Source organism: Rhodoferax sp. MLSD5-FHT05B10 (genome assembly GCF_058793415.1).
The window spans coordinates 481240-504951 of sequence record NZ_JBXAFT010000002.1 but is presented as its reverse complement, the minus strand read 5'-3'; the positions used below and the strand labels follow the sequence as shown (position 1 = coordinate 504951).

Below are 23712 nucleotides of genomic sequence, written 5' to 3'. Positions count from 1 at the left end.
GCCCTGCTCGCCGCCGCGGGCCTGCTGGCCTGGGTGCCACCGCTGTGGGGCATGCCGCTGGCGGCGTATGCCAGCGTGGCGCTGCTGCTGGTGGGCGGCATTGTCGGCCTGCCCTGGCTAGTCGGCAGCGTGCTGGACCGCGTGGCGCCACACGTGGCCCGCCGGGCCCTGCCCCTGCTGGCGGTGGAGCGTGCGCGGCGGGTGCGCGAAAGCGCCGCGGTGGCGGTCAGCGGCGTGGTGGCCGCGCTCAGCCTGGCCGTGGCCCTGACGGTGATGGTGGCGAGTTTTCGCCACTCGGTCGCGCAGTGGCTGGACGCCGTGTTGCCCGCCGCCCTGTATGTGCGCACGGCCAGCAGCGGCAGCACCTTTGACACCGCCTACTTTGAACCAGCCTATGTGGCCGCCGCCGCCCGGCTGCCCGGCGTGCAGCGCCTGCGCACGCAGCGCACCCTGCAATGGCTGCCCGACCCGGCCCAGCCCCCGGTCACCCTGGTGGCCAAGCCGCTGGACCACGGTGCGAACCTGCCCCTGGTGGGCCCCGCGCTGCCCGTTCCCGCGGGCCAGACGGGCATTTACGTGAGCGAGGCCATGGTGGACCTGCACGGCGCCCGGCCGGGCACCGTGTACACCCCGTTATCGGAGTATTTCAAGCCTGCAGACCGCACAAAACCTGCGCAGACAGCTCCGTTTTTTGTAGCAGGCGTGTGGCGCGACTACGCCCGCCAGTTTGGCAGCATCGCCCTGGAGCAGGCCGACTTTGAACGGCTCAGCGGCGACACACGCGTCAACGACCTCGCGTTCTGGGTGGAACCCGGCACCGACCTGGCAGCGCTGCAGCAGGCGCTGCGCGACCTGGCCGACCAGCAGGCCGGCACGCCGGGCGGCGGCGCGGCGAGTCTGCTGGAGTTTGGCTCGGCGAGCGAGATTCGCACCCACTCGCTGGGCATTTTCGACCGCAGCTTTGCCGTGACCTACTGGCTGCAGGCCGTGGCCATTGGCATCGGCCTGTTTGGCGTGGCGGCCTCGTTCAGCGCCCAGGTGCTGGCGCGGCGCAAGGAGTTTGGCCTGCTGGTGCACCTGGGCCTGACACGCCGCCAGGTGATGCGCGTGGTGGCGCTGGAAGGGGCGGCGTGGACCACGCTGGGTGCCCTGGCCGGCGTGGGCCTGGGGCTGGCCGTGGCCGTGGTGCTGGTGCACGTGGTCAACCCGCAGAGCTTTCACTGGAGCATGGAGCTGACGGTGCCCGCCCTGCGCCTGCTGGCGCTGGCGGCGGCCGTGGTGCTGGCCGGCACGCTGACGGCCTGGCTGGCCGGACGCGCCGCTGCCGGGCACGATGCGGTACTGGCGGTCAAGGAAGACTGGTAAGGACTGCGACGGGGCGGCGTCACTCGTGGCGCAAAGCGTCGATCGGGTCCATGCGCGCCGCACGGCGGGCCGGGAAGTAGCCAAACAGCACGCCAATGGCTGCCGAGAACACGAAGGACAGCACGTTGACCCCCAGGTTGAAGGTGTAAGGCACGTCCATCAGCCGGGCCAGCCCCAGCGAGGCCCCGGTCGCCAGCACGATGCCGATCAACCCGCCCATGGCCGCCAGCACCACGGCCTCGATCAGGAATTGCAGCAGCACCTCGCGCTCCAGCGCGCCGATGGCCAGACGCAGGCCGATCTCGCGCGTGCGCTCGGTCACGCTCACCAGCATGATGTTCATGATGCCGATGCCGCCCACCAGCAGGCTCACCGCGGCCACCGCCCCCAGCAGCATGGTCAGCACCTTGGTGGTGCCCGAGAGGGTGTCGGCCAGCTGCTTGGTGTCGAGCACGTTGAAGTTGTCCTCGTCGGTGCTGGCCAGCTTGCGCCGCTCGCGCAGCAGCTGCGTGATGCCGGCCGTGACGCGAGTGGCATCACTGCCGTCCTTCATGGACACCAGCAGCGTGTTGACCCGCGTGTTGCCGGTGATGCGCCGCTGCAGCGTCTTCAGGGGCACCAGCACCAGGTCGTCCTGATCGTTGCCGAAAGCGCCCTGCCCCTTGGAGGCCAGCACGCCGACGACCTCGCACGAGATCTGCTTCACGCGCAGCTGCGCCCCCTCGGCACCGCTACCGCCAAACAACTCGCGCTGCACCGTCTGGCCGATCAGACACACGGCGGAGCCGGCGCGCAGCTCGTCGTCGGAAAACGCCCGTCCGTTGGCGATGGCCCAGTTGCCGGTCACCAGCCAGTCGTTGGTGCTGCCGATGGCGCTGCTGGTCCAGTTGCGGCCGTTGGCCACCAGCGTGGCGCTGGTGCGCGCCTCGGGGGCCACGGCGGCAATGCCGCCAATCTGGGTGGCGATGGCTTCGGCGTCGGCTTCCTTGAAGGCCGGCCCGCCGCCGCCGCCCGGCCCCATGCGCTGGCCGGGGCGCACCTGCAGCAGGTTGGTGCCCAGGCCGGAGATCTGGTTCTGCACCGCCAGGGTGGCGCCGTTGCCCAGCGTCACCATGGTGATGACGGCGCTGACGCCGATCACGATGCCCAGGATGGTCAGGAACGAGCGCATCAGGTTGCGCCGGATGGAGCGCAGGGCCAGCAGCAGGGTGTTGAGCAGCATCAGGGAGCCTGTGTCGAGGTGGCAAGGGCTGGCAGGTCCGCATCGGCTTGCTGCAGGCCGACCGGGTGCGGGTTGCGTTCGTCGCTGTGCACCACGCCGTCCACAAAGTGCACGATGCGCCGCGCGTAGGCCGCCATGTCGGGTTCGTGCGTGACCATCAGCACGGTGATGCCGTGGTCCACATTGAGGCGCCACAGCAGGTCCATGATCTCGCGGCTGCGCTGGGTGTCCAGGTTGCCGGTAGGCTCGTCGGCCAACAGCACGGCCGGCTCGGTGACGATGGCGCGCGCAATGGCCACCCGCTGCTGCTGCCCGCCCGACAGCTCGGCCGGCGTGTGGTGCTCCCAGCCCGTGAGGCCCACGGAGGCCAGCGCCTTGGCCGCCGCGGCGTGGCGCGCGGCCGCGGCCTCACCGCGGTACAGCAGGGGCAGCTCCACGTTCTCCTGGGCCGAGGTGCGGGCCAGAAGGTTGAAGCCCTGGAAGACGAAGCCGAAGAAACGCCGCCGCAGGCGCGCGCGCTGGTCACGCGTGAGCGTCTCCACGTGGGTCCCCTGAAACAGGTATTCGCCGCTGGTGGGTGTGTCCAGCCCGCCCAGGGTGTTCATGGCGGTGGACTTGCCCGATCCGCTGGGCCCCATGATGGCCACGAAGTCGCCGGCCTCGATGTCCAGGTTCACCCCCTTGAGCGCCTGCAGTGCCGTGGCTCCTTCGCCATAGACCTTGGTGATGCCGCGCAGGCGGATCAGCGGTTCACTCATTGCGCGGCCCCCGCGGCGCGCTGGTCGGTGATGACGGCCATGCCTTCCTGCAGGCCCTCGCCACTCACCTCGGTCATGCGGCCGTCCGAAATGCCGGGCATCACAGTCACCGCCATGGCCTGACCATCCTTGAGCACCCAGACCTGCTTGGCACTGGCCGTGGCGCCCTTGGCGTCCCCGGCCTTGCGCGATGCAGTGCGGGGCATGCGCGGCAGGAGCTTGGACATGACGCCACCGCCACCCGCATCGGCCGCCACGCCTTTGCCGCTGGCGTTTGACGGCACAAACCGCAGCGCCGTGTTGGGAACCAGCAGCACGCCGGTGCGCTCGGTCGACACAATGGTGGCTGCCGCCGTCATGCCGGGGCGCAGGCTCAGGTCGGTGTTGTCCACATCCAGGTAGGTGGTGTAGGTGACCACGTTGTCGGTCTTGGTGGAGCCGTAAGCCACGCGGGTGATCTTGGCCGGATAGCGGCGTGACGGATAGGCGCTGACGGTGAAGCTGGCTTTCTGTCCCACCTCAACCGAGCCCACGTCGGCTTCGTCCACACTCACCTCCAGCCGCAGGCGGGCAATGTCTTCGGCGATGGAAAACAGCGTCACCGCCTGCAGCGATGCCGCCACGGCGTTGCCGGGGTCCACCGAACGGGACAGCACCACGCCGTCGATGGGGGAACGGATGGACGCCTTGGACAGGTTGGTCTCATCAGTAGACAAAGTGGCGCGGGCCTGGGCGACGCTGGCGCGGGCGCTGTCATCGGCCGCCACGGCGCGGTCCACGGTGGCGCGGGCGGTGTCCAGCTCGGTGGCCGACGGCACCTTGCCGCCGGAGAGGCGCGCCACTTCTTCAAACCGGGCCAGGCTGGCCTGGGTTTCCTTGACCGTGGCCGTGCTCTGCGCCTGCTGCGCCAGCGCAGCGGCCAGCGCGGCGCGCGAGCGCAGCACCTGGTCCGACAGCTTGGAGGTGTCGAGTTCCACCAGGATCTGCCCTTTCTTGACCCGGTCATTCACGTCGACGAATACCCGGGTGACCGTACCCGATAGCTCGCTGCCGATGTTCACGGCACGCGTGGGCTGCAGGGTGCCGTTGGCTGAGACCGTCAGCGTCAGGTTGCCCTTGTGCACGGCCTCGGTCACATAGCTGGGCTGGGTGCTGGTATTGCGTCTGGCCTGCCAGTACGCCAACCCGCCCCCCACGACCAGCACGGCGGCGGCAGCGGCCCAGAGCGCGCGGCGTTGCCACCAGTGGCGTGGCGGTTCGTCGCCCAGCAGGGTCTGCAGGTCGGAGGCTTCGGGGGCAGCGGGCTCGGCCGCGGGGTTAGGAGTGTTCATGGTGTCGGTCAACAGGAAAAGGGTTGCTGCGGGGTCAGACGGCTCCTCAGGGGCCTGCCATCTCCTGTGCGGGCGTCCAGCCGCCGCCCAGCGCCTTGTACAGGCGCACGTGGTCGGAACTCAGGCTGGCGCGCGTAGTGGCCACGCTGTCCTGGGTGGACAGCAGGGTGCGCTGGGTGTCGAGCACGGTACGGAAATCGATCAGTCCGCTGGCGTAGCGCTGGCGCGCCAGCAGGTCGGCGTTGGCCGCCGCCTCGGTGGCGGCCTGCAGGCGCGCCAGGCGCTCGCGGTCGCCCTGCAGGGCCACCAGTGCGTCCTCCACGTCCTTCAGGGCCGTGAGCACGGCAGCCTGGTACGCCACGCGGGCCTGCTCCAGCGCCGCCTCCTGCGCACGCACCTGGGCACGGGCGGCCCCGCCGTCAAACAGCGGCACCGACACACTAGCCAGAAGGGAATTGAGCACGGTAGCGCCGTTGGTCAGGGTGCTCAGCGTCAGCGCGCTCAAGCCCACCGAGCCGCTGATCTGGAACCCGGGGTAGCGTGCGGCGTCGGCCTGCGCCACGCGGTCCAGCGCGGCGCTGATGCGGTGCTCGGCCGCGCGCACGTCGGGGCGCTGGCGCAGGGTTTGCGCGGGAATGCTCAGTGCCAGGTCGGGTGGCGGCTGGGGCACGGCTGCCGGGGGCGTCAACACGGCGCCAACCGTGTCCCGCAGAGCGCCGGGCGCCTGCCCCGTCAGCACGGCCAGGCTGCTCAGGTCTTGCGCCACGCTGGTCTGCAGGGCGGGAATCTGGGCGCCGGTCTGTTCGCTGGCCGCAACGGCCTGCTCCACGTCCAGCGACGAGGCCAGACCGGCCTGGGCACGCCAGCGCGTGATCTGCAAGGTTTCGGTCTGTGCCGCCAGGTTGCTGCGGGCAATGGCCAGGCGTTCCTGCAATCCGCGCAGATCGATGTAGGTCACCGCCACCTCGGCCGCCATGGAGACCTGCACGTTGGCCAAGTTGGCCTGCGCCGCCTGCGCGTCGGCTTCGGCAGCGCTCAGGGTGCTGCGCAGGCCGCCGAAGACATCGGGCTCCCAGCTCGCATCAAACCCGGCCTGGAAGGTATTGGCCGGGGTGTTGCTGTTGGTCTGGTTGCTCTGCGCCGACGCGGACGCCTTGACCGTTGGCCCCAGGCCCGCCGCCCGGACATCGCGCAAGGCGCGGGACTGCTGCAAGGCGGCCTGCGCCGTGCGCACATCGGTATTGGCCTGCAAGGTCTGTGTGACCAGGGCGCTGAGCTGGGGGTCGTTGAAACGCTGCCACCACTGTCCCAGCGATACCGCCGCCGGCGCGGGCGCACCGGACGTGGCGGACCAGGCGGCCGGAACGGGCGTTGGCGGCAGTGCCGGGCGCTGGGATGACAGCGTGCTGCAGCCGGCAAGGGCCACCACCAACACCCAGGCAGCCCGCGCCGGGAGCCGGCCGACGGAGTGCACAGGGGAACGATCCGGTTTGTAAGCAGTCATCAAGTCACATTGCGCGGTAGTTTCACGGTGCCATTGTGAACGGGCTACGTGTCGCAGGGCAAGGAGGCAGGTTAAGTCTTGTAAAGTTGGGCGGGCTGGCACCTGCCACCCACCACTGGACCTCTGATTTTGAAACCGCTGTCCTTTCCATTGAGTCGACGCTGCCTGTTGGGTGCGGGTCTGGTGCTGGGTGCGCCCGCCATGGCCCGGCCGCGCGCGCAGCTGCAGTTTCCAAAAGACGCCGGTGCGCACCCCGACTACGCCACCGAGTGGTGGTACGTCACCGGCTACGCCGTTGCCGAAGACACCCCGGCAACCTTTGGCTTTCAGGTCACGTTCTTTCGCAAGCGGGTGGCGCGGACCCAGGCCCTGCAGTCACGCTTTGCAGCCAGGCAGCTGATTTTTGCGCATGCGGCACTGACCGATGTGCAGGGCCGCACACACTGGCACGACCAGCGCGTGGCCCGCTGGTCCGGCGCCGAGGGCGGCCAGAACCCGGCCGACAGCGCGTGGGCCAGCACCCGCAACACCGCCGTGCAGTTGCGCGACTGGTCCCTGCAACGCGAGGGCGACCACTTCATGACCCTGGTGCACGGCACCGATTTTTCGCTGGAGCTCATCCTGACTCCCAGCCAGCCGGTGCTGCTGCAGGGGGACCAGGGTCTCTCGCGCAAGGGGCCGGATACCGCCCAGACGAGCTACTACTACAGCGTGCCCCAGCTGCAGGTCGCCGGCACGCTGGCCTTGCAGGGCCGGCGCCACCGCGTGGCCGCGGGCAGCATGGCCTGGCTGGACCATGAGTGGAGTCAGGAAATGCTGCACCCGCAGGCGGTGGGCTGGGACTGGATCGGCATCAATTTGCTCGATGGCAGCGCGCTGACCGCCTTTCGCCTGCGCGACCCCAGCGGCCAGGCCCTGTGGGACGGCGGCTCGTTTCGCTCGGGAGGCACGCTGTTCACCTTCCGGCGCGGCGAGGTGCTGTTTCGGCCCCTGCGCACCTGGCAAAGCCCCTTGAGCCGTGCCCGCTATCCGGTGGAGTGGATCGTGCGCACGCCGGCCGACCACTACACGGTGCGTGCCGTGGTGGACAATCAGGAACTCGACAGCCGCAACTCCACCGGTGCCATCTACTGGGAAGGCCTGTGCGAGGTGATGGACAGCAACAACCGGCTGGTGGGACGCGGCTACCTGGAAATGACCGGCTACGCCACCCCGCTGCGCCTGTAGCCCGCAGAGGGGGGTATGCCCTCAGAAATCGACCACCAGCGAGAGGTTCACGTGACGTCCCGGCTGGGAATAGGCGTCGATCAGGGTGGCGGCGCTGGCCGTCGTCAGCCCCTGCACGTCGGACCACAACCAGTATTTGCGGTCGGTGAGGTTGATGATGGCCGCAGTCAGGCGCACGTCCTTGCGGATGCGCCATTGGCCGGACACATCCAGCGTGGTTGCCTCCGGCATGTCAGCGTACTGGGTACCGCTGCTCAGCCCGGCCGTCGGGTCCACGTCCGACGCATTCTTGGCTGCGTGGTAGCGCCAGTCCACGCGCACGGACCAGGTGCCGTTGGCATAGCCCAAGCCCAGGGCCAGCAAGGCCGGGTCAATGGAATTCAGGGGCCGTCCGGTGCCGTTGTCGCGGCCGCGTGTCTGGCCATACGCGAACGGGGTGGACCAGCGACCGCCGGCCCAATAGCCCCAGTCCATGTTGCCACTCAGCTCAAGCCCCCAGATCGTCGCGTTATCCACGTTGACCGACTGGTAGACACAGCCCGGCGCCAGCGCGCCACAGGCGGCAGGGTTTCCCGACAGCAGCTTCTTGTCCACGATCAGCTGGTTGTAGTCGCCGGTGAAGGCCGCCACGTCCACCGTGAGCCGGTCCATGCGACCGCGCACGCCGAACTCGATGTTCTTGCTGGTTTCCGGCTTCAGATCGGGATTGGACAGATAGGTCGCATAGCCGCTGGAGGTGGACTCGGAAAAACCGTTGAGCTGTGTGGCATTGGGGGCGCGAAAGCCGGTGGCGTAATTGGCAAACACGCTCCATTCGGGAGCGGCCCGAAAGACCGTTCCAATTTTCGGTGTCCACTGCGTCCCCGACAGGGACGTCGCGGGCTGCCCGTAACCGTCCAGGCTGGTCACGTCGAGCACAAAGCGCTCCAGCCGGACGCCCGGTGTCACGCTCCAGCGCTCGCTTCCCAGCTCGGACTGGGCATACAGCGCGGCCGTGCTGTCACGGGAATCCGGAAAGTATTTCTTGGGCACATAGGCTGGCAGAGGGGCCGCATCGGCGCCCCCGAACCAGCTGGTGATGTCGGTGCTGGCAAGGTCCAGCCCGTAGGTGTTGCGGGCGGTCCAGTCGGCCGAGATGGGCAGCGTCTTGCTGGCCTGCACGCTGGCCTGGCGGGCGTGCTCGCTGTACAGGGTGTTGCGGGTGCGCAGGGCATTGGGGGCCGTGTTGACTAGCGTCTGGCCGTTGTCCTGGGCATCCGAATTCTGCAGGCTGACCACGGTCTGCAACTGGTCCGCCCAGGCCGTGCGTGGCTGGTAACGGGCGTCCCAGGTCAGCCGGTCACGCCGCTGGTCCTGGTTGGCGTTTTCGGACAGCACGGTCGATGAGGACACCGTCAGCGGGGGCTTGGCCCGGCTGGACAGCAGCTCCGTGTCGGACTTCTTGTCCACATGCTCCAGCGTCAGCACATGCTTTTGGCTGGCATCCGGCTGGATCACCAGCTTGGCCAGCAGGGAATCATTGCGGTTGGTCTGCGGGTTGGCCGTGGTCCGGGTCACGTTGGCCGCGTCATTGGAGCCCAGCGTGTGCAGACCGTTGGCTGTCTGCGTCGTGCCGGTGAGCATCCATTGCACGGTTTCGCTGGCACGCCCGGCCACGGTAGTCGCCACCCGCAAGCCGTCGTCGTCACCACTCCAGCCGGCCGCCACCCGCCCACCCAGGTTTTTCGGCTCCGCGCCGGTCCCCGTCAGGAAGTCGGACGGCTCGTAGGTGATGAAATTCACCAGGCCGGCGATGCCGTCGGATCCATAGAGCACCGAACTGGGACCGCGCACCAGTTCGATGCGCTTGAGCAGGTCCAGCGAGATGGTGTCCCGGCCAAAGGCGCTGTTGCCATTCACATAACTGCGTGGCAGACGGATGCCGTCCACCAGCATGAGCACCCGGTTGCCGCCCAGGCCACGGATATTGAAGCCGGCGTTGCCGTCGCGCCCGGTGGTGTTGGGGCGACCGGCGACGCCAAACCGCGCGGGCGCGTGCTTAACGGAGACGTTGGGCAGGTCGGCGACCAGGTCCTTGATGTCGACTATCTGCTTCTGCTCCAGATCCGTGGGGGTCACAACGTCCATGGACAGTGGCAGGTCGTCGCGCACCGCTTCATTGCGGGAGCCGCTGACAACCACGTCCTTCAGCGTCCCGGAAGGAGCCTGGGCCCATGCCGGGCCACAGGTCATGCAGGCCAGCGCCACGCCCGCGGCGCAGACAGGCAGCGCGCGAAACCTGGAACGGAGGAGGACTGCCATATGTATCTTGATCATGCTTCGAGTCAATTATTAAGTAGTAAACCTAGGCACAAAGATACTTACGCAATGCATCAATGATCTAAATCAATATTGAAAGGCGGGTTATGCCAGAATATAACGAGGCCCGCTGACATTGAATTGCCGCGACCCACAGCGCGCACGCCCTGCCCGGCAGAGCGTTAAAACCGGGGTTTCGGCTACATAGGAGTCCTTACATGAGAACCCGAAAGCTGTCGCGCGTAGCGGCCTTGGCGCTGACCACACTGGCCCTCACTGCATTTGCGCAGGACAAGAAGAGCGTATCGGAGCCCGAAAAGAATTACCAGGCTGGCACCTCGCCACTGGTGGCCGAGCCTATGCTCCAGAGCACCAACCCCAAGGCTCCGCCCATGACGCAGGCCGAATTCGATGCGGCACGCAAGATCTATTTTGAACGTTGCGCGGGTTGCCACGGCGTGTTGCGCAAAGGCGCGACCGGCAAGCCCCTCACACCCGATATCACCATCGGCAAGGGCACGGACTACCTGAAAGTGTTCATCGCGTACGGCTCTCCCGCTGGCATGCCCAACTGGCAAACCTCCGGTGAATTGAGCGAGACCCAAGTGGACCTGATGGCGCGCTACGTTCAGCAAGACCCTCCCCAGCCGCCCGAGTGGAGCATGGCCGACATGAAGTCGACCTGGAAGGTTACGGTTGCCCCCAAGGACCGTCCTACCAAGAAGATGAACAACTACAACATCTCCAACATCTTCTCCACCACGCTGCGTGACACCGGCGAAGTGGCGCTGATCGACGGCGATACCAAGCAGATCATCAACATTGTCAAGACCGGCTACGCCGTGCACATTTCCCGCACGTCGGCATCGGGACGCTACCTGTTCGTGATCGGTCGTGACGGCCGCGTCAACATGATCGACCTGTGGATGCCCAAGCCCGACAACGTCGCTGAAATCCGCATTGGCCTGGAAGCCCGCTCGGTCGACACGTCCAAGTACAAAGGCAAGGACGGCGACTTCACCGACAAGCTGGTCATCGCTGGTGCCTACTGGCCGCCCCAGTTCGTGATCATGAAGGGTGACACCCTGGAGCCGCTCAAGATCGTGGGAACCCGCGGCATGACGGTTGACACCCAGGAATACCACCCCGAACCCCGTGTGGCTTCCATCGTGGCTTCGCACTTCAAGCCCGAGTTCATCGTCAACGTGAAGGAAACCGGCAAGACCCTGATGGTCAATTACGCCGACGTGAACGCGCTGAAGATCACCGAGCTGGGTTCGGCCCGCTTCCTGCATGACGGCGGCTGGGACTCCACCAAGCGCTACTTCATGGTGGCGGCCAACAACAGCAACAAGGTTGGCGTGATTGATGCCAAGGAAGACAAACTGGCAGCGATCGTCGACGTGGGCAAGATCCCCCACCCCGGCCGTGGCGCCAACTTTGTGCATCCGAAGTTCGGTCCTGTGTGGTCCACCGGCCACCTGGGTGACGATACCCTTTCGCTCATCGGTACCGACCCGGTCAAGCACAAGCAATTCGCCTTCAAGGAAGTTGCCAAGCTGAAGGGCCCAGGCGGCGGTGCGTTGTTCATCAAGAGCCACCCCAAGTCCAACCACCTATACTCGGACGCTCCTCTGAACCCCGATCCCAAGGTGTCCCAGTCGGTCGTCGTTTATGACATCAAGAACCTCGACAAGGGTTACACCGTGCTGCCAATCGCAGAATGGGCCGGACTCCCTGACGACGGTGGTGCCAAGCGCGTCGTGCAGCCTGAGTACAACAAGGCGGGCGATGAGGTGTGGTTTGCGGTCTGGTCTGCCAAGAACAAGCAGTCGGCTCTGGTTGTCGTAGACGACAAGACCCTCAAGCTCAAGACCGTGATCAAGGATCCGCGGATCATCACCCCCACGGGTCACTTCAACATCAACAACACGCAGCACGACATTTATTGATCCGTGTCAGCGTGACGAACAAAGGGGCCCCTCGGGGCCCCTTTTCTCTTGGTCTGCAATTTTCTGCAGCAGCGCGACAAGGTCATCGGTACACAAGGCCCATCCGGGCAACAAAAAACCCGCCAAAGGCGGGTTTTTTGTTGCAGCCCCAAAGGGCCTGTCAGGCACGCCGGTTTACTTCAGCGACAGCACCCAAGCAGCCAGCTTCTTGGCTTCGGCTTCATTCACCTGGGCATTGGCGGGCATGGGAACAGGACCCCACACACCAGCACCGCCCTTGATGATCTTTGCAGCCAGCATGTCAGCCGCCTTGGCGTCGCCAGCATATTTCTTGGCAACATCCTTGTAAGCAGGGCCGACCACTTTTTTATCAACTGCGTGGCAAGCCATGCAGTTTTTGGAGGTAGCCAACGCCTGATCAGCAAATGCGGGCGCGGCCAGCGTAACACCGGCGAGAACTGCCAAGGAAGCCAAATGGATACGTTTCATATTTTTCCTCGTGGGTTGAGTGTTTAGGGCCATCGCGGATAACCCGCAACCCCTTAACGGATTGTAGCGACTGTGGTTGACCCACACCGCTTTCCAAGAATAGCAGACCCGACCCGCTTAATCATTGATCTATGTTATATGTTTGCCTTGATGCGCTGACGCAACACCATGGAAACGCAGGGCCACAGCGGAGCCCCGCACGGCCAGGCAAGGGCTCGCAGCGACACATCTGCTATCAATTTGGAAGCTGTTTGCGCAATAACCACAAGGTCTAACGGCCTGTATCATGCCCATTTTCCGGTGCCGCTTGTTGTGCCGCCCTACCGCCCCCACCTGCATAGCCATGACCTCTGAACGCGCCAAAGCCCAAAACCCCAAATCCCTCTCCGGCTTGCTGCCATTTTTGCGCCCCTACCGCGGGCGCATCGGGCTGGCACTGGTGTTTCTGGTGCTGGCGGCCATGGCCACTTTGGCCTTTCCGCTGGCCCTGCGCAGCCTGATCGACGGCGGACTGGTCCACACCGACAAGGGCGAGCAGGTCATGGCCCTGCGCGAGCACTTTGCAGCCCTGTTTGCCGTGGCCGTGGCGCTGGGGTTGTTTTCTGCCGCACGCTTTTACATGGTGAGCTGGCTGGGCGAGCGTGTCACCGCCGACCTGCGCAACGCGGTGTATAGCCATGTGCTGGAGCAGAGCCCCGAATTTTTCGAAACCACCCAGACGGGCGAAGTGCTGTCGCGCCTGTCGGCCGATACCACGCTGGTGCAGACCGTGGTGGGCTCGTCCCTGAGCATGGGCCTGCGCAACCTGGTGATGGGAATCGGTGCACTGGGTATCCTGGTGTGGACCAACCCGTACGTGATGTTCCAGGTGCTGGGGGTGCTGGTGCTGGTGGTACTACCCAGCCTGTGGTTCGGCCGGCGGGTGCGCAAGCTATCCCGCGCCAGCCAGGACCGCATTGCCGACTCCAGTTCGATCGCGGCCGAAGTCCTCAACGCCATCCCAGTCGTGCAGAGCTATACCGCCGAGGCGCGGGAAGCCCAGCGCTTCACCGCCTCGACCAACAACGCCTTTGACACCGCCATCCGACGCTCCCGGGCGCGTTCGGTGCTGGTGGCGTTCATCATCATCGCCACCTCGGCTGCCTTGCTGTGGGGTCTGTACCAGGGAACACAGGCCGTCATGGCCGGGCGCATCTCGGCCGGGCATCTGGGGCAGACCGTGGTGTACGTCATCATTCTGGCCAGCGCCTTTGCCATTCTGGGCGAGGTCTACGGTGACTTGCTGCGCGCCGCCGGCGCCACCGAGCGATTGATGGAGTTGCTCAATACCCAATCGCCCATTGCCTCGCCTCCCAACCCGGTTGCAGCACCCATGCCGGCAGCCGGAAGCGCCGTCACGTTCGAAGCCATCCAGTTCCACTACCCCTCGCGCCCGCTGCAACCCGCCTTGTCGGATTTCTCGCTGGACATCCAGCCGGGCCAGACCGTGGCCATTGTGGGGCCCAGCGGTGCCGGCAAGAGCACCGTGTTCCAGCTCTTGCTGCGCTTCTACGATCCCACCAGCGGCCGCATGGTTCTGGACGGCGTGAGCACGCGCGAGATGTCGCTGGGTGCCCTGCGCCAGCGTATCGGCATCGTGCCGCAGGACGCCGTCATTTTTTCCAGCAGCGCCCTGGACAATATCCGTTACGGCAAGCCCGACGCCAGCGATGCCGAGGTGCTGGTGGCGGCCAAGGCAGCGTTTGCACACGAATTCATCACTGCCCTGCCCGAGGGCTACAACACCTTTCTGGGCGAGCGCGGGCTGCGCCTATCGGGCGGACAGCGCCAGCGCATTGCCATCGCCCGCGCCATGCTGAAAAACCCACCGCTACTGCTGCTGGACGAAGCCACCAGCGCGCTGGATGCCGAAAGCGAACGCATGGTGCAAGCGGCCCTGGAGTCGGCCATGCGGGACCGCACCACCCTGGTCATTGCCCACCGGCTGGCCACCGTGCAAAAGGCCGACCGCATTGTGGTGCTGGACCATGGCCGCTTGGTGGAACAAGGCACCCACGCCGAGCTGGTGGCACGCGGCGGGGTTTATGCCGGACTGGCAGCCCTGCAGTTCAATGCCTGAGCACGCCGTGGACGGCAAGATGCGAAAAATCGGGTCAACGCACGATTATTAATTTTTTGCATAGTTTGCAAAAAACTTGGCCTTAGACAGGGACCGTGGGCACACCTACAGTGCGGGACATCACTTCTCCCACAAGGAAACCCATGTCAGCCAACGCCACACCCTCCAGCGCCTCGTCCCTGATCACGTCCCCATCGGGGCACGCCCTTCCCTCTTACCTGCAAGCCGACAACTTGGGGCCCTGGGGCATTTATCTGCAGCAAGTCGATCGGGTGATCCCGTATCTGGGGCATCTCGCCCGCTGGGCGGAAACCCTCAAGCGCCCCAAACGCGCCCTGGTGGTGGACGTGCCCATCCAACTGGACAACGGCACCGTCGCCCACTTCGAGGGTTACCGGGTGCAACACAACACCTCGCGCGGCCCCGGCAAGGGCGGCGTGCGCTTCCACCAGGATGTGACCCTGTCGGAAGTGATGGCGCTGTCGGCCTGGATGTCCATCAAGAACGCCGCCGTCAACGTGCCCTACGGTGGCGCCAAAGGCGGCATCCGGGTGGACCCCAAGACCCTGTCACGTGGCGAGTTGGAGCGCATGACCCGCCGCTACACCAGCGAAATCGGCATCATCATCGGCCCCACCAAAGACATTCCTGCGCCGGATGTCAACACCAACGAACAGGTCATGGCCTGGATGATGGATACCTACTCCATGAACCAGGGCGCCACGGCCACCGGCGTTGTCACCGGCAAGCCGGTGGACCTGGGTGGGTCCCTGGGGCGCCGTGACGCCACCGGACGTGGCGTGTTTACGGTGGGCATGGAAGCAGCGCAGCACATAGGGCTGGACGTTGTATCGGCTCGGGTCGCAGTGCAGGGGTTTGGCAACGTAGGCGGCGTGGCGGCGCGCCTGTTTGCGCAAACGGGCGCCCGCGTGGTGGCGGTGCAAGACCATGGCGGAACCATCTACCAGGCATCGGGGCTGGATGTTCCTGCCCTGCAGGCCCACGTGGCGGCGACCGGCTCGGTGGCCGGTTTCCCACAGGCCGAAGTGATCGCCAACGACACGTTCTGGGAGGTGGATTGCGACATCCTGATTCCCGCCGCGCTGGAGCAGCAGATCACGGCCGCCAATGCCGGACGGATCAAGGCCCGGATGATCATTGAAGGCGCCAATGGGCCGACCACGCCGGCGGCCGACGACATCCTGCAGGAGCGCGGCATCCTGGTACTGCCCGACGTGATTGCCAACGCCGGCGGCGTGACCGTGAGCTACTTTGAATGGGTGCAGGATTTCTCCAGCTACTTCTGGAGCGAAGACGAGATCAACGCCCGGCTGGTGCGCATCATGAAAGAGGCCTTTGCCGGTGTGTGGCAGGTCGCGCAAGACCACAAGGTGAGCCTGCGCACAGCGACCTTCATTGTGGCCTGCAAGCGCATACTGCACGCCCGCGAGCTGCGCGGCCTCTACCCCTGACCCGTATGGCCGGAGCCCCTATTGCAGGGGCTCCTTCAGAGCGGCCGGCAGCACCAACGGCAGGACTTCAATGCCCTCGTCCAGCAGTGCACTGGCCTCTTCGGCTGTGGCCGTGCCACGTATGCTGCGCTCCTCGGTCTCGCGGTAGTGCATCTTGCGGGCCTCTTCGGCGAACCGGTCACCCACATCGGTCGTGCGGGCCACAATCTGCCGCGCCACGGCAAGCCACATTGCGGTCAGTGCCTGGTCCGTGCTGGCAGGCGTGGTGGTGGCCTGCTGCACCGCCCCGCCGTCACGGCCACCTGCCAGGTTCAACCGGGGTGCGCTCAGTTTCTTGGCCACCGATGGGTCACCGCACACGGGGCACTGCACCAGGGACCGCCCGCACTGGGCCACAAAATCATCTTCCGAGGCAAACCAGCCCTCGAAGACGTGCCCGTGCGTGCATTGCAGGTCCAGTACTTTCATGGCGCCATTGTCAGCGATCCGGCTCAACCGTGGCGGCGTGCCAGTCCAATGTCCAAGTACCATTGAGCACGTTCTGCAACCAGAGGGCACCGGTAAGGGTCTTGGCGTCAGTGACCTTGCCGTGTTGGCACCATTGCAGCAGCTCGGCGGGCGTCGCCGTGAAGACATCCAGGAATTCCCCGCTATCCAGATGGCGCTCGCCCAAGGTGAGCCCCCGGGCGAACCAGATGTCGATGAACTCGGTGGAATACGCAATCACCGGGTGCAGGACGCCGGCACGCGCCCATTCGCGGGCACGGTAGCCGGTCTCTTCCTGGAGCTCTCGCTGGGCACAGGCCAACACGGTCTCGCCGGCATCGAGCTTGCCCGCAGGAAACTCGATCATCACCTGGTCAACGGGATAGCGGAATTGCCGCTCGAGCACGACACGCCAGTGCCCTGCCTCGTCCTGCAGGAGCGGGATCACCATCACCGCCCCCGGATGCACCACGTACTCCCGGACGGCAGTCTTGCCATCTGGCAAGGCTACCGAGTCGGCAAACGCGTGCAGGAACCGGCCTTTGAAGAGTTCCTCGCTGGAGAGCCTGCGCTCGACGAGATGCCGATCATCCATGCTGCCCCGCCAGGGTCAGGATTTGCGCATGACCAGATACCGGTAGACGAAACCCGGAAACGCAAAGGTCAGAAACAGAAACACCGTGATGGCGTAAAACTCCCAAGTCTGTGGAGCGATCTCTCCGGCTCGCTTCTCCAGCAGCAGCGCCACGCCACCCACCAGCAGGTAACAGGCGACCAACTCCAGCAACCGCGCACCAAGCGTCTTGGGTTTCTGCAACGCCACCAGCCCCAGCACCCGCTGTGTGACAAAGGGGTAGTTGGCGGCCGCCAGGGCCAGGATCACGACACACCAGACAGCAAAAGACGTGGACATGTTGAGGCGCTAAATAGGGGGGCGCAAAAAACCTGCGTGCGGGTGTGCGCTCAGGTACCCAGCATCTGCCGGATGGCGTTTCCGCACAGTGCCAGCAAGCCGCTGGGGAACAGGCCCAGGCCGAGTACCAGTGCGGCATTGATGCACAGCACCACGCGCACGTCCAGGGGCGCCACCACACTGCTGGCCGTTATGGGGGCATCAAAGTACATCACCTTGATGACCCGCAGGTAGTAGAACGCACCGATCAGCGACATCATGACGGCAAACACCGCAATGGCCAGCCCGAACGCCTGTCCGGAAGCCACCAGAGCCTGCAAGACGGCCAGCTTTGCGTAGAACCCCACCAGCGGAGGAATACCGGCCAAGGAAAGCAGGCATACGGCCATCACACCAGCATACAGGGGACTGCGCTGATTCAGGCCGGCCAGATCGGCGATTTCTTCGCTCTCAAAACCTTCCTGCGACAGGAGCAGCAACACACCAAAGCTTGCCAGTGTGGTCAACACATAGGTGATGACGTAGAACATGGCCGAGCTGTAGGCGTTCGCCGCGAAGGACAAGGCATCACCATTGACCACACCGGACACCAGACCCAGCAGCACGAAGCCCATCTGGGAAATGGTGGAGAAGGCCAGCATGCGCTTGACATTGGTCTGCGCAATGGCGGCCAGGTTACCAATCAGCAGCGATCCAACCGCCAGCACCAGCAGCATTTGCTGCCAGTCAAGGGCCAGCGGCAACATCCCTTCCACCAGCAGCCGGATGACAATCGCGAAGGCTGCCAACTTGGGCGCACCGCCAATCATCAGGGTAATCGCCGTCGGGGCGCCTTGGTAGACGTCCGGGATCCACATATGGAACGGCACGACACCCAGCTTGAACGCCAGACCAGCCACCACAAAGACGAGGCCGAACACCAGCACCTGGTGCCGGATCTGGCCGGAAGCAATGGCCTTGAACACCGCGTTGACGTCCAGGGTTCCGGTGGCACCATACATCATGGACATGCCGTACAACAGGAAACCCGAAGCCATGGCACCCAGCACAAAATACTTCATGGCTGCCTCGGTTGCAGTCGCATTGTCGCGGCGCAGCGCCACCAGAGCGTAGCTGGACAGTGTCAGCAATTCCAGACCGAGGTAAATCACCAGGAAGTTGTTCCCGGAGATCATGACGGACATGCCCAACAGGGCGAACATGCTCAGCGTGAACAACTCACCGCCGCGCAGCATGCTCCGGTGTCCCGCGTAGGTCCGGCCATACACCAGCGTAACCATCACCGCCAGGGTGGCAAAGCACTTGAGCCAGCTACCCATGGTGTCGCTGACCACCATATTGCCAAAGCCGTACAGGGTGGAGCCCGTGAGGGCCAGATCCGCCTGCATGTAGGCCACGACGGCCAGCGTCAGCAACGTGATCAGGTAGGTTGTCCCGCGCATGGGGCTCTTGACGCCGAGATCCAGCAGCGCAATGACGCAGGTCATCACCAGCAATACGAACTCGGGGTAAGCCGTGATCCAACTGATTTTGTCAATCATCTTTCGTCTCTCAGTTCAGTTTGATCAGTACAACTTGGAAACCGCAACGTGCTTGAGCAGCTGCGCGACCGAAACATCCATGACATCCGTGAAGGGCTTCGGATAAATACCCATCCACAGAACGGCCACCGCCAGCAGGGCCAGCATCAGGAACTCGCGACCATTGATGTCGATGAGCGATTTCACGTGGTCGTTGGTCACCGGTCCCAGGTAGACGCGCTTGAACATCCACAGCGTGTAGGCAGCGCCAAAGATCAGCGCACTGGCGGCACCAAAACCAATCCAGAAGTTGAACTTGACCGCACCCAGGATGACCATCCATTCGCCCACGAAGCCGGCCGTTCCTGGCAAGCCGCAATTGGCCATGGAGAAGAACAGGGCAAACGCCGCGAATTTGGGCATGGTGTTGACCACGCCACCGTAGCTGGCAATCTCGCGGGAGTGCACGCGGTCGTACAGCACCCCGATGGACAGGAACATGGCAGCCGACACAAAACCGTGGGCAATCATCTGCACCACACCACCAGCCACGCCGACATCATTGAAAATAAAGAAGCCCAGAGTCACGAAACCCATGTGGGCCACGGACGAATACGCCACCAGCTTCTTCATGTCCTGCTGGACCATGGCGACCAGGCCCACATAGACCACGGCAATCAGCGACAGCGCAATCATCAGCCAGGCCCACTCGTGCGCGGCATCGGGGGCGATAGGCAGGGAGAATCGCAGGAAGCCATAGGCACCCAGCTTGAGCATGATGGCCGCCAGCACGGCCGATCCACCGGTGGGCGCCTCCACGTGCACGTCGGGCAGCCAAGTGTGCACCGGCCACATGGGCACCTTGACTGCGAAGGCGGCGAAGAAGGCAAAGAACAGCATGGTCTGCGCCGTGCGATCCAGCGGCAATGCGTGCCAGACGGACAGGTCGAAGCTGCCGCCGGACTTGGTGTACAGGTAGATCAGGGCAACCAGCATCAGCAAGGAGCCCAGCAAGGTGTACAGGAAAAACTTGAACGCTGCGTAAATCTTGTTGGGACCGCCCCAGATGCCGATGATCAGGTACATCGGAATCAGCGTGGCTTCGAAGAACACGTAGAACAGCAACCCGTCCTGCGCGCAAAACACGCCGATCATCAGCCCGCTGAGAATGAGAAAGGCACCCATGTACTGGTTGACGCGCCGGGTAATGACCTCCCAGCCAGCGATAACCACCACCACATTGATGAAGGCCGTCAACAGCACGAACCAGAAGGAAATGCCATCAATACCCAGGTGGTAGTTCACATTGAAGCGCTCAATCCAGGACGTCTTTTCAACATACTGCAGGGCGGCTGTCGTGGTATCGAACTGGCCGTACAGCGGCAAGGTCACCAGAAAGCTGACCAGCGCGCCAATCAGCGCCACCCGACGCACCGCCGGGGCCTGGTCATCACGACCCAGTGCCAACAACACCACACCGAACGCGATAGGCGTCCAGATCGCAAGGCTCAACAATCCCATGTTCTTTTTCTCCTACTTGAGCCAGACAAAATACGTCATGAGCACAAAGATGCCCAAGATCATGGCCAGTGCGTAGTGGTACAGGTATCCGGTCTGTACCTTGCGCACGGCGCCCGAAACCAGTCCAACCAGTTTCCACGAGCCGTTCACCAGCGCACCGTCGATGACAGTCTGGTCGCCCACCTTCCACAGGCCGGTGCCGACCAGGCGTGCACCCCGGGCCAGGATGTTTTCATTGATCCAGTCCAGGTAATACTTGTTTTCAAGCAGGTTGAAAATCGGTATGGCCTTGCGCTTGATCGCCGCCGGCAGGGCCGGGTTGACCATGTACATGTAGTACGCCAGTGCTACTCCGCCCAGAGCAAGCCACAGGGGCAAGGTGGACACGGCATGCAGCGCCATCTGCACCGGGCCGTGGAATGCATGGGCCATCTCCTCCATCGCGGGATGTTTCTCCAGGTTGATGAAGATGGCGTCCTTGAAAAAGTCGCCGTACAGCATGGGGGTGATGGTCAGGAAGCCGATCACCACCGACGGAATGGCCAGGAGGATCAGGGGAACCGTCACCACCCAAGGGGACTCATGCGGGCCGTGGTGTGCGCCATGGTCGTCGTGGTGGTCATCGTGGCCATGGTGGGCGTCCGGGTTCTGGTCAAAGCGCTCTTTGCCGTGGAACACCAGGAAGTACATCCGGAAAGAATAGAAAGCGGTCACGAAAACGCCAGCCAGCACGGCAAACGATGCGAAACCCGCCGCAGGCAAGTGGCTCTCCAGGACGGCTTCGATGATGCTGTCCTTGGAGTAAAAACCGGCGAAAAACGGCGTTCCGATCAGGGCCAGCGAACCCAGCAGCGAAGTGATCCAGGTGATGGGCATGTACTTGCGCAGGCCCCCCATCCAGCGGATGTCCTGATTGTGGTGCACGCCCATGATCACCGAACCGGCAGCAAGGAACAACAGGGCCTTGAAGAAAGCGTGGGTCATCAGGTGGAATACCGCCACCGAATAGGCCGAGGCGCCAAGGGCAACGGTCATGTACCCCAGCTGCGACAGGGTGGAGTACGCAACCACCCGTTTGATGTCGTTCTGGATGATGCCCAGGAACCCCATGAACAGTGCGGTGATGGCGCCAATGACCATGATGAAGTTCAAGGCAGTTTCACTGAGCTCGAACAACGGCGACATCCGCGCCACCATGAAAATGCCTGCTGTCACCATCGTCGCAGCGTGGATCAGCGCGGAAATGGGTGTGGGACCTTCCATGGAATCCGGCAGCCAGACGTGCAGGGGGAACTGCGCCGACTTGCCCATGGCACCGATGAACAGGCAGATGCAGATCACCGTAATCAGCATCCAGCTGGTTCCCGGGAAGCTCAATGCCGCCAGTTCCGCCGACTTAGCAAAAGTCTCGGTGTAATTCAGTGTCCCGGCGAATGCCGCGATCAGACCAATGCCCAGGATGAAACCGAAATCGCCGACCCGGTTAACCAGGAACGCCTTCATGTTCGCAAAAATGGCCGTGGGTTTGTTGAACCAGAAACCGATCAGCAAATAAGACACCAGGCCCACCGCTTCCCAGCCGAAGAACAGCTGGAGCATGTTGTTGCTCATCACCAGCATCAACATGGAGAAGGTAAACAACGAGATGTAGGAGAAGAAACGGTTGTACCCCTTGTCCTCATGCATGTAGCCGATGGTGTACAGGTGCACCATCAGGGACACGAAGGTCACCACGCACATCATCATGGCGGTCAGGCCGTCCACCAGGAAACCGATCTCCATTTTGAGCCCCCCTACCACCATCCAGGTGTAGAGGGTTTCGTTAAAGCGCGCGCCATCCAGCACGACGGACTTCAAGGTCAAAGCTGAAATGACGAACGCCACCAGCACACCCAGAATAGTCAGGGAATGGCTGGTACCGCGACCGATCCGGTTGCCGCCAAAGCGGGTACCGAAGACGCCGGCCAGCACCGAGCCCAGCAGCGGCGCGAGAGGCACCGCCAGCAACGTAGAAGCAGACAGGGTTTGACTCATCTTGATTAACCCTTGAGCGTATTGAGTTCATCCACACTGATGCCGGACTTGTTCCGGAACAACAGCACCAGTATCGCGAGCCCGATGGCGGACTCGGCGGCGGCAACCGTCAGTATGAAAAACACGAAGATCTGACCGTGCATGTCATGCAGGTAGTAGGAAAATGCGACGAAATTGGTGTTGACTGCCAGCAACATGAGCTCAATGGCCATCAACAGCACGATCAGGTTGCGACGATTCAAAAAGATACCAACCACTGACAGCGCAAACAGCATGGCGCCCAGCGAGAGGAAATGTCCAAGTGTCAGCGTCATGCTTTTGTCTCCGCTTGGGTGGGAGCTGCAACCGGCTCGGCAACGGCCGGCTGGGTTGCAGCCATTTTCACGACGGTCATGCGATCCCGCGCCTTGACCCGCACCTGATCGCCGGGGCTCACGTACTTGCTGTCCTTGCGTGCACGCAGGGTCAGGGCAATTGCGGCGAACATGGCCACCAACAAGATGGCAGCAGCCACTTCAAGTGGATAGAGGTACTGGGTGTACAGCAACTTGCCCAGCAGCTTGGTATTGGAAAGCTGGGCCGCTCCAGGCACCGCAGCGGCCGCAACGGAGGGCTCGTCGACCACGCGGAAGCCTCCCATCAGCACCGCCGCCATCTCCAGCGCAATCACCACGCCGACAAGAGCCGCCAGCGGAAAATGTTTCCAGAAACCAACGCGCATGTCTTCCACGTCGATATCCAGCATCATCACCACAAACAGGAACAGCACCATCACCGCCCCCACGTACACCAGCACCAGCGTGATGGACAGGAACTCCGCCTTCAGCAGCATCCAGATCATGGCCGCCTGGAAAAAGGTCAACACCAGAAACAGGGCTGCGTGAACCGGATTGCGCGCCGTGATGACGCGGAAGGCCGCGAACAGCAGCACCGCCGAAAACAGATAAAACAAACCTGCCGTAATACTCATGATTCAAACTCTTTCTTGCGACGGATCAGCGGTATTTGGCGTCTGCCTGCTTGTTGGCAGCGATTTCACTTTCGTAGCGATCGCCCACGGCCAGCAGCATGTCCTTGGTGAAATACAGATCTCCGCGCTTCTCTCCGTGGTATTCCAGAATGTGCGTCTCCACGATGGAATCCACCGGGCAGCTCTCTTCACAGAAACCGCAGAAAATGCACTTGGTCAAATCGATGTCGTAGCGCGTGGTGCGGCGGGAACCGTCTGCGCGCTTGTCCGACTCGATGGTGATCGCCATGGCCGGGCACACGGCCTCGCACAGCTTGCAGGCAATGCAACGTTCTTCACCGTTTTCATAGCGGCGCAAGGCGTGCAGCCCACGGAAACGGGGCGACAGAGGCGTCTTTTCCTCGGGGAACTGGACGGTTACCTTGCGACGAAACGTATACCGGCCGGTCAGCGCAAGACCCTTGAACAATTCCACCAGCAGAAAGCTGTAGAGGAAATCCTTGAGCGAGAAAGCAGAGGGCATACGGACTG

20 protein-coding genes are annotated in these 23712 nt (G+C 63.7%); 5 read left to right on the top strand and 15 right to left on the bottom strand.

Annotated elements, in window-relative coordinates; translation table 11 throughout:
- On the top strand, positions 1-1365 hold a 1365-nt coding region (locus tag AC1Q5W_RS05025), incomplete at its 5' end, for an ABC transporter permease (protein WP_492704100.1).
- 19 nt (positions 1366-1384) lie between these two features.
- Here the strand turns inward: AC1Q5W_RS05025 and AC1Q5W_RS05020 are convergent.
- Genes AC1Q5W_RS05020 through AC1Q5W_RS05005 form a run of 4 tightly spaced genes read right to left on the bottom strand, consistent with a single transcriptional unit; the run spans position 1385 to position 6180 of the window.
- Positions 1385-2587, bottom strand: coding sequence for an ABC transporter permease (locus AC1Q5W_RS05020; protein ID WP_492643551.1), 1203 nt, complete (start codon positions 2585-2587; stop codon positions 1385-1387).
- Positions 2587-3345, bottom strand: coding sequence for an ABC transporter ATP-binding protein (locus AC1Q5W_RS05015; protein WP_492643552.1), 759 nt, complete (start codon positions 3343-3345; stop codon positions 2587-2589). The genes AC1Q5W_RS05020 and AC1Q5W_RS05015 overlap by 1 nt, the downstream gene beginning before the upstream one ends.
- Complete coding sequence (locus tag AC1Q5W_RS05010; RefSeq protein WP_492643553.1) at positions 3342-4676, bottom strand: efflux RND transporter periplasmic adaptor subunit; 1335 nt, start codon at positions 4674-4676, stop codon at positions 3342-3344. The genes AC1Q5W_RS05015 and AC1Q5W_RS05010 overlap by 4 nt, the downstream gene beginning before the upstream one ends.
- A 46-nt stretch (positions 4677-4722) precedes the next feature.
- Positions 4723-6180: an efflux transporter outer membrane subunit gene (locus AC1Q5W_RS05005; protein WP_492643554.1), complete on the bottom strand. Its 1458-nt coding sequence runs from the start codon at positions 6178-6180 to the stop codon at positions 4723-4725.
- A 129-nt stretch (positions 6181-6309) separates the two neighbouring features.
- On the opposite strand from AC1Q5W_RS05005, the gene AC1Q5W_RS05000 reads away from it, so the two are divergent.
- Positions 6310-7407: a lipocalin-like domain-containing protein gene (locus AC1Q5W_RS05000; protein ID WP_492643555.1), complete on the top strand. Its 1098-nt coding sequence runs from the start codon at positions 6310-6312 to the stop codon at positions 7405-7407.
- 21 nt (positions 7408-7428) lie between these two features.
- On the opposite strand, the gene AC1Q5W_RS04995 is transcribed toward AC1Q5W_RS05000, so the two are convergent.
- Positions 7429-9708 (bottom strand): TonB-dependent hemoglobin/transferrin/lactoferrin family receptor, encoded by a 2280-nt coding sequence (locus AC1Q5W_RS04995; protein WP_492643556.1) that lies wholly within the window; start codon positions 9706-9708, stop codon positions 7429-7431.
- Between the two features lie 215 nt (positions 9709-9923).
- Here AC1Q5W_RS04995 and AC1Q5W_RS04990 point away from each other — a divergent pair, with 215 nt between their 5' ends.
- Positions 9924-11657 (top strand): cytochrome D1 domain-containing protein, encoded by a 1734-nt coding sequence (locus tag AC1Q5W_RS04990; RefSeq protein ID WP_492643557.1) that lies wholly within the window; start codon positions 9924-9926, stop codon positions 11655-11657.
- 174 nt (positions 11658-11831) lie between these two features.
- Here the strand turns inward: AC1Q5W_RS04990 and AC1Q5W_RS04985 are convergent, their stop codons facing one another.
- The gene (locus AC1Q5W_RS04985) at positions 11832-12146 is read right to left on the bottom strand and encodes a c-type cytochrome (RefSeq protein WP_492643558.1); all 315 of its coding nucleotides are present in this window, start codon (positions 12144-12146) and stop codon (positions 11832-11834) included.
- Positions 12147-12489: 343 nt separating this feature from the next.
- Between AC1Q5W_RS04985 and AC1Q5W_RS04980 the strand changes: the two genes are divergently transcribed.
- Positions 12490-14265, top strand: a complete 1776-nt coding sequence (locus AC1Q5W_RS04980) for an ABC transporter transmembrane domain-containing protein (RefSeq protein WP_492643559.1) — start codon at positions 12490-12492, stop codon at positions 14263-14265.
- 143 nt (positions 14266-14408) lie between these two features.
- Positions 14409-15737, top strand: coding sequence for a Glu/Leu/Phe/Val family dehydrogenase (locus AC1Q5W_RS04975; RefSeq protein WP_492643560.1), 1329 nt, complete (start codon positions 14409-14411; stop codon positions 15735-15737).
- An 18-nt stretch (positions 15738-15755) separates the two neighbouring features.
- On the opposite strand, the gene AC1Q5W_RS04970 is transcribed toward AC1Q5W_RS04975, so the two are convergent.
- Genes AC1Q5W_RS04970 through nuoI form a run of 9 tightly spaced genes read right to left on the bottom strand, consistent with a single transcriptional unit; the run spans position 15756 to position 23704 of the window.
- Positions 15756-16205 (bottom strand): DUF1178 family protein, encoded by a 450-nt coding sequence (locus tag AC1Q5W_RS04970; protein WP_492643561.1) that lies wholly within the window; start codon positions 16203-16205, stop codon positions 15756-15758.
- A 10-nt stretch (positions 16206-16215) separates the two neighbouring features.
- Positions 16216-16818 (bottom strand): NUDIX domain-containing protein, encoded by a 603-nt coding sequence (locus AC1Q5W_RS04965; RefSeq protein ID WP_492643562.1) that lies wholly within the window; start codon positions 16816-16818, stop codon positions 16216-16218.
- Between the two features lie 15 nt (positions 16819-16833).
- Positions 16834-17136: a DUF2818 family protein gene (locus tag AC1Q5W_RS04960; protein WP_492643563.1), complete on the bottom strand. Its 303-nt coding sequence runs from the start codon at positions 17134-17136 to the stop codon at positions 16834-16836.
- A gap of 50 nt (positions 17137-17186) precedes the next feature.
- Positions 17187-18677, bottom strand: coding sequence for an NADH-quinone oxidoreductase subunit NuoN (nuoN, locus tag AC1Q5W_RS04955; protein ID WP_492643564.1), 1491 nt, complete (start codon positions 18675-18677; stop codon positions 17187-17189).
- A 24-nt stretch (positions 18678-18701) separates the two neighbouring features.
- Positions 18702-20177 (bottom strand): NADH-quinone oxidoreductase subunit M, encoded by a 1476-nt coding sequence (locus tag AC1Q5W_RS04950; RefSeq protein WP_492643565.1) that lies wholly within the window; start codon positions 20175-20177, stop codon positions 18702-18704.
- Between the two features lie 12 nt (positions 20178-20189).
- Positions 20190-22211: an NADH-quinone oxidoreductase subunit L gene (nuoL, locus tag AC1Q5W_RS04945; protein ID WP_492643566.1), complete on the bottom strand. Its 2022-nt coding sequence runs from the start codon at positions 22209-22211 to the stop codon at positions 20190-20192.
- A 5-nt stretch (positions 22212-22216) separates the two neighbouring features.
- Positions 22217-22525 (bottom strand): NADH-quinone oxidoreductase subunit NuoK, encoded by a 309-nt coding sequence (gene nuoK, locus AC1Q5W_RS04940; protein WP_492643567.1) that lies wholly within the window; start codon positions 22523-22525, stop codon positions 22217-22219.
- On the bottom strand, positions 22522-23181 hold the full coding sequence (locus AC1Q5W_RS04935; RefSeq protein WP_492643568.1) for an NADH-quinone oxidoreductase subunit J: 660 nt from the start codon (positions 23179-23181) through the stop codon (positions 22522-22524). Before AC1Q5W_RS04935 ends, nuoK begins: the two co-directional genes overlap by 4 nt.
- Before the next feature lie 25 nt (positions 23182-23206).
- Entirely contained in the window at positions 23207-23704 is a 498-nt protein-coding gene (gene nuoI / locus AC1Q5W_RS04930) for an NADH-quinone oxidoreductase subunit NuoI (protein WP_492643569.1), read from the bottom strand.
- Between the last annotated feature and the right edge of the window lie 8 nt (positions 23705-23712).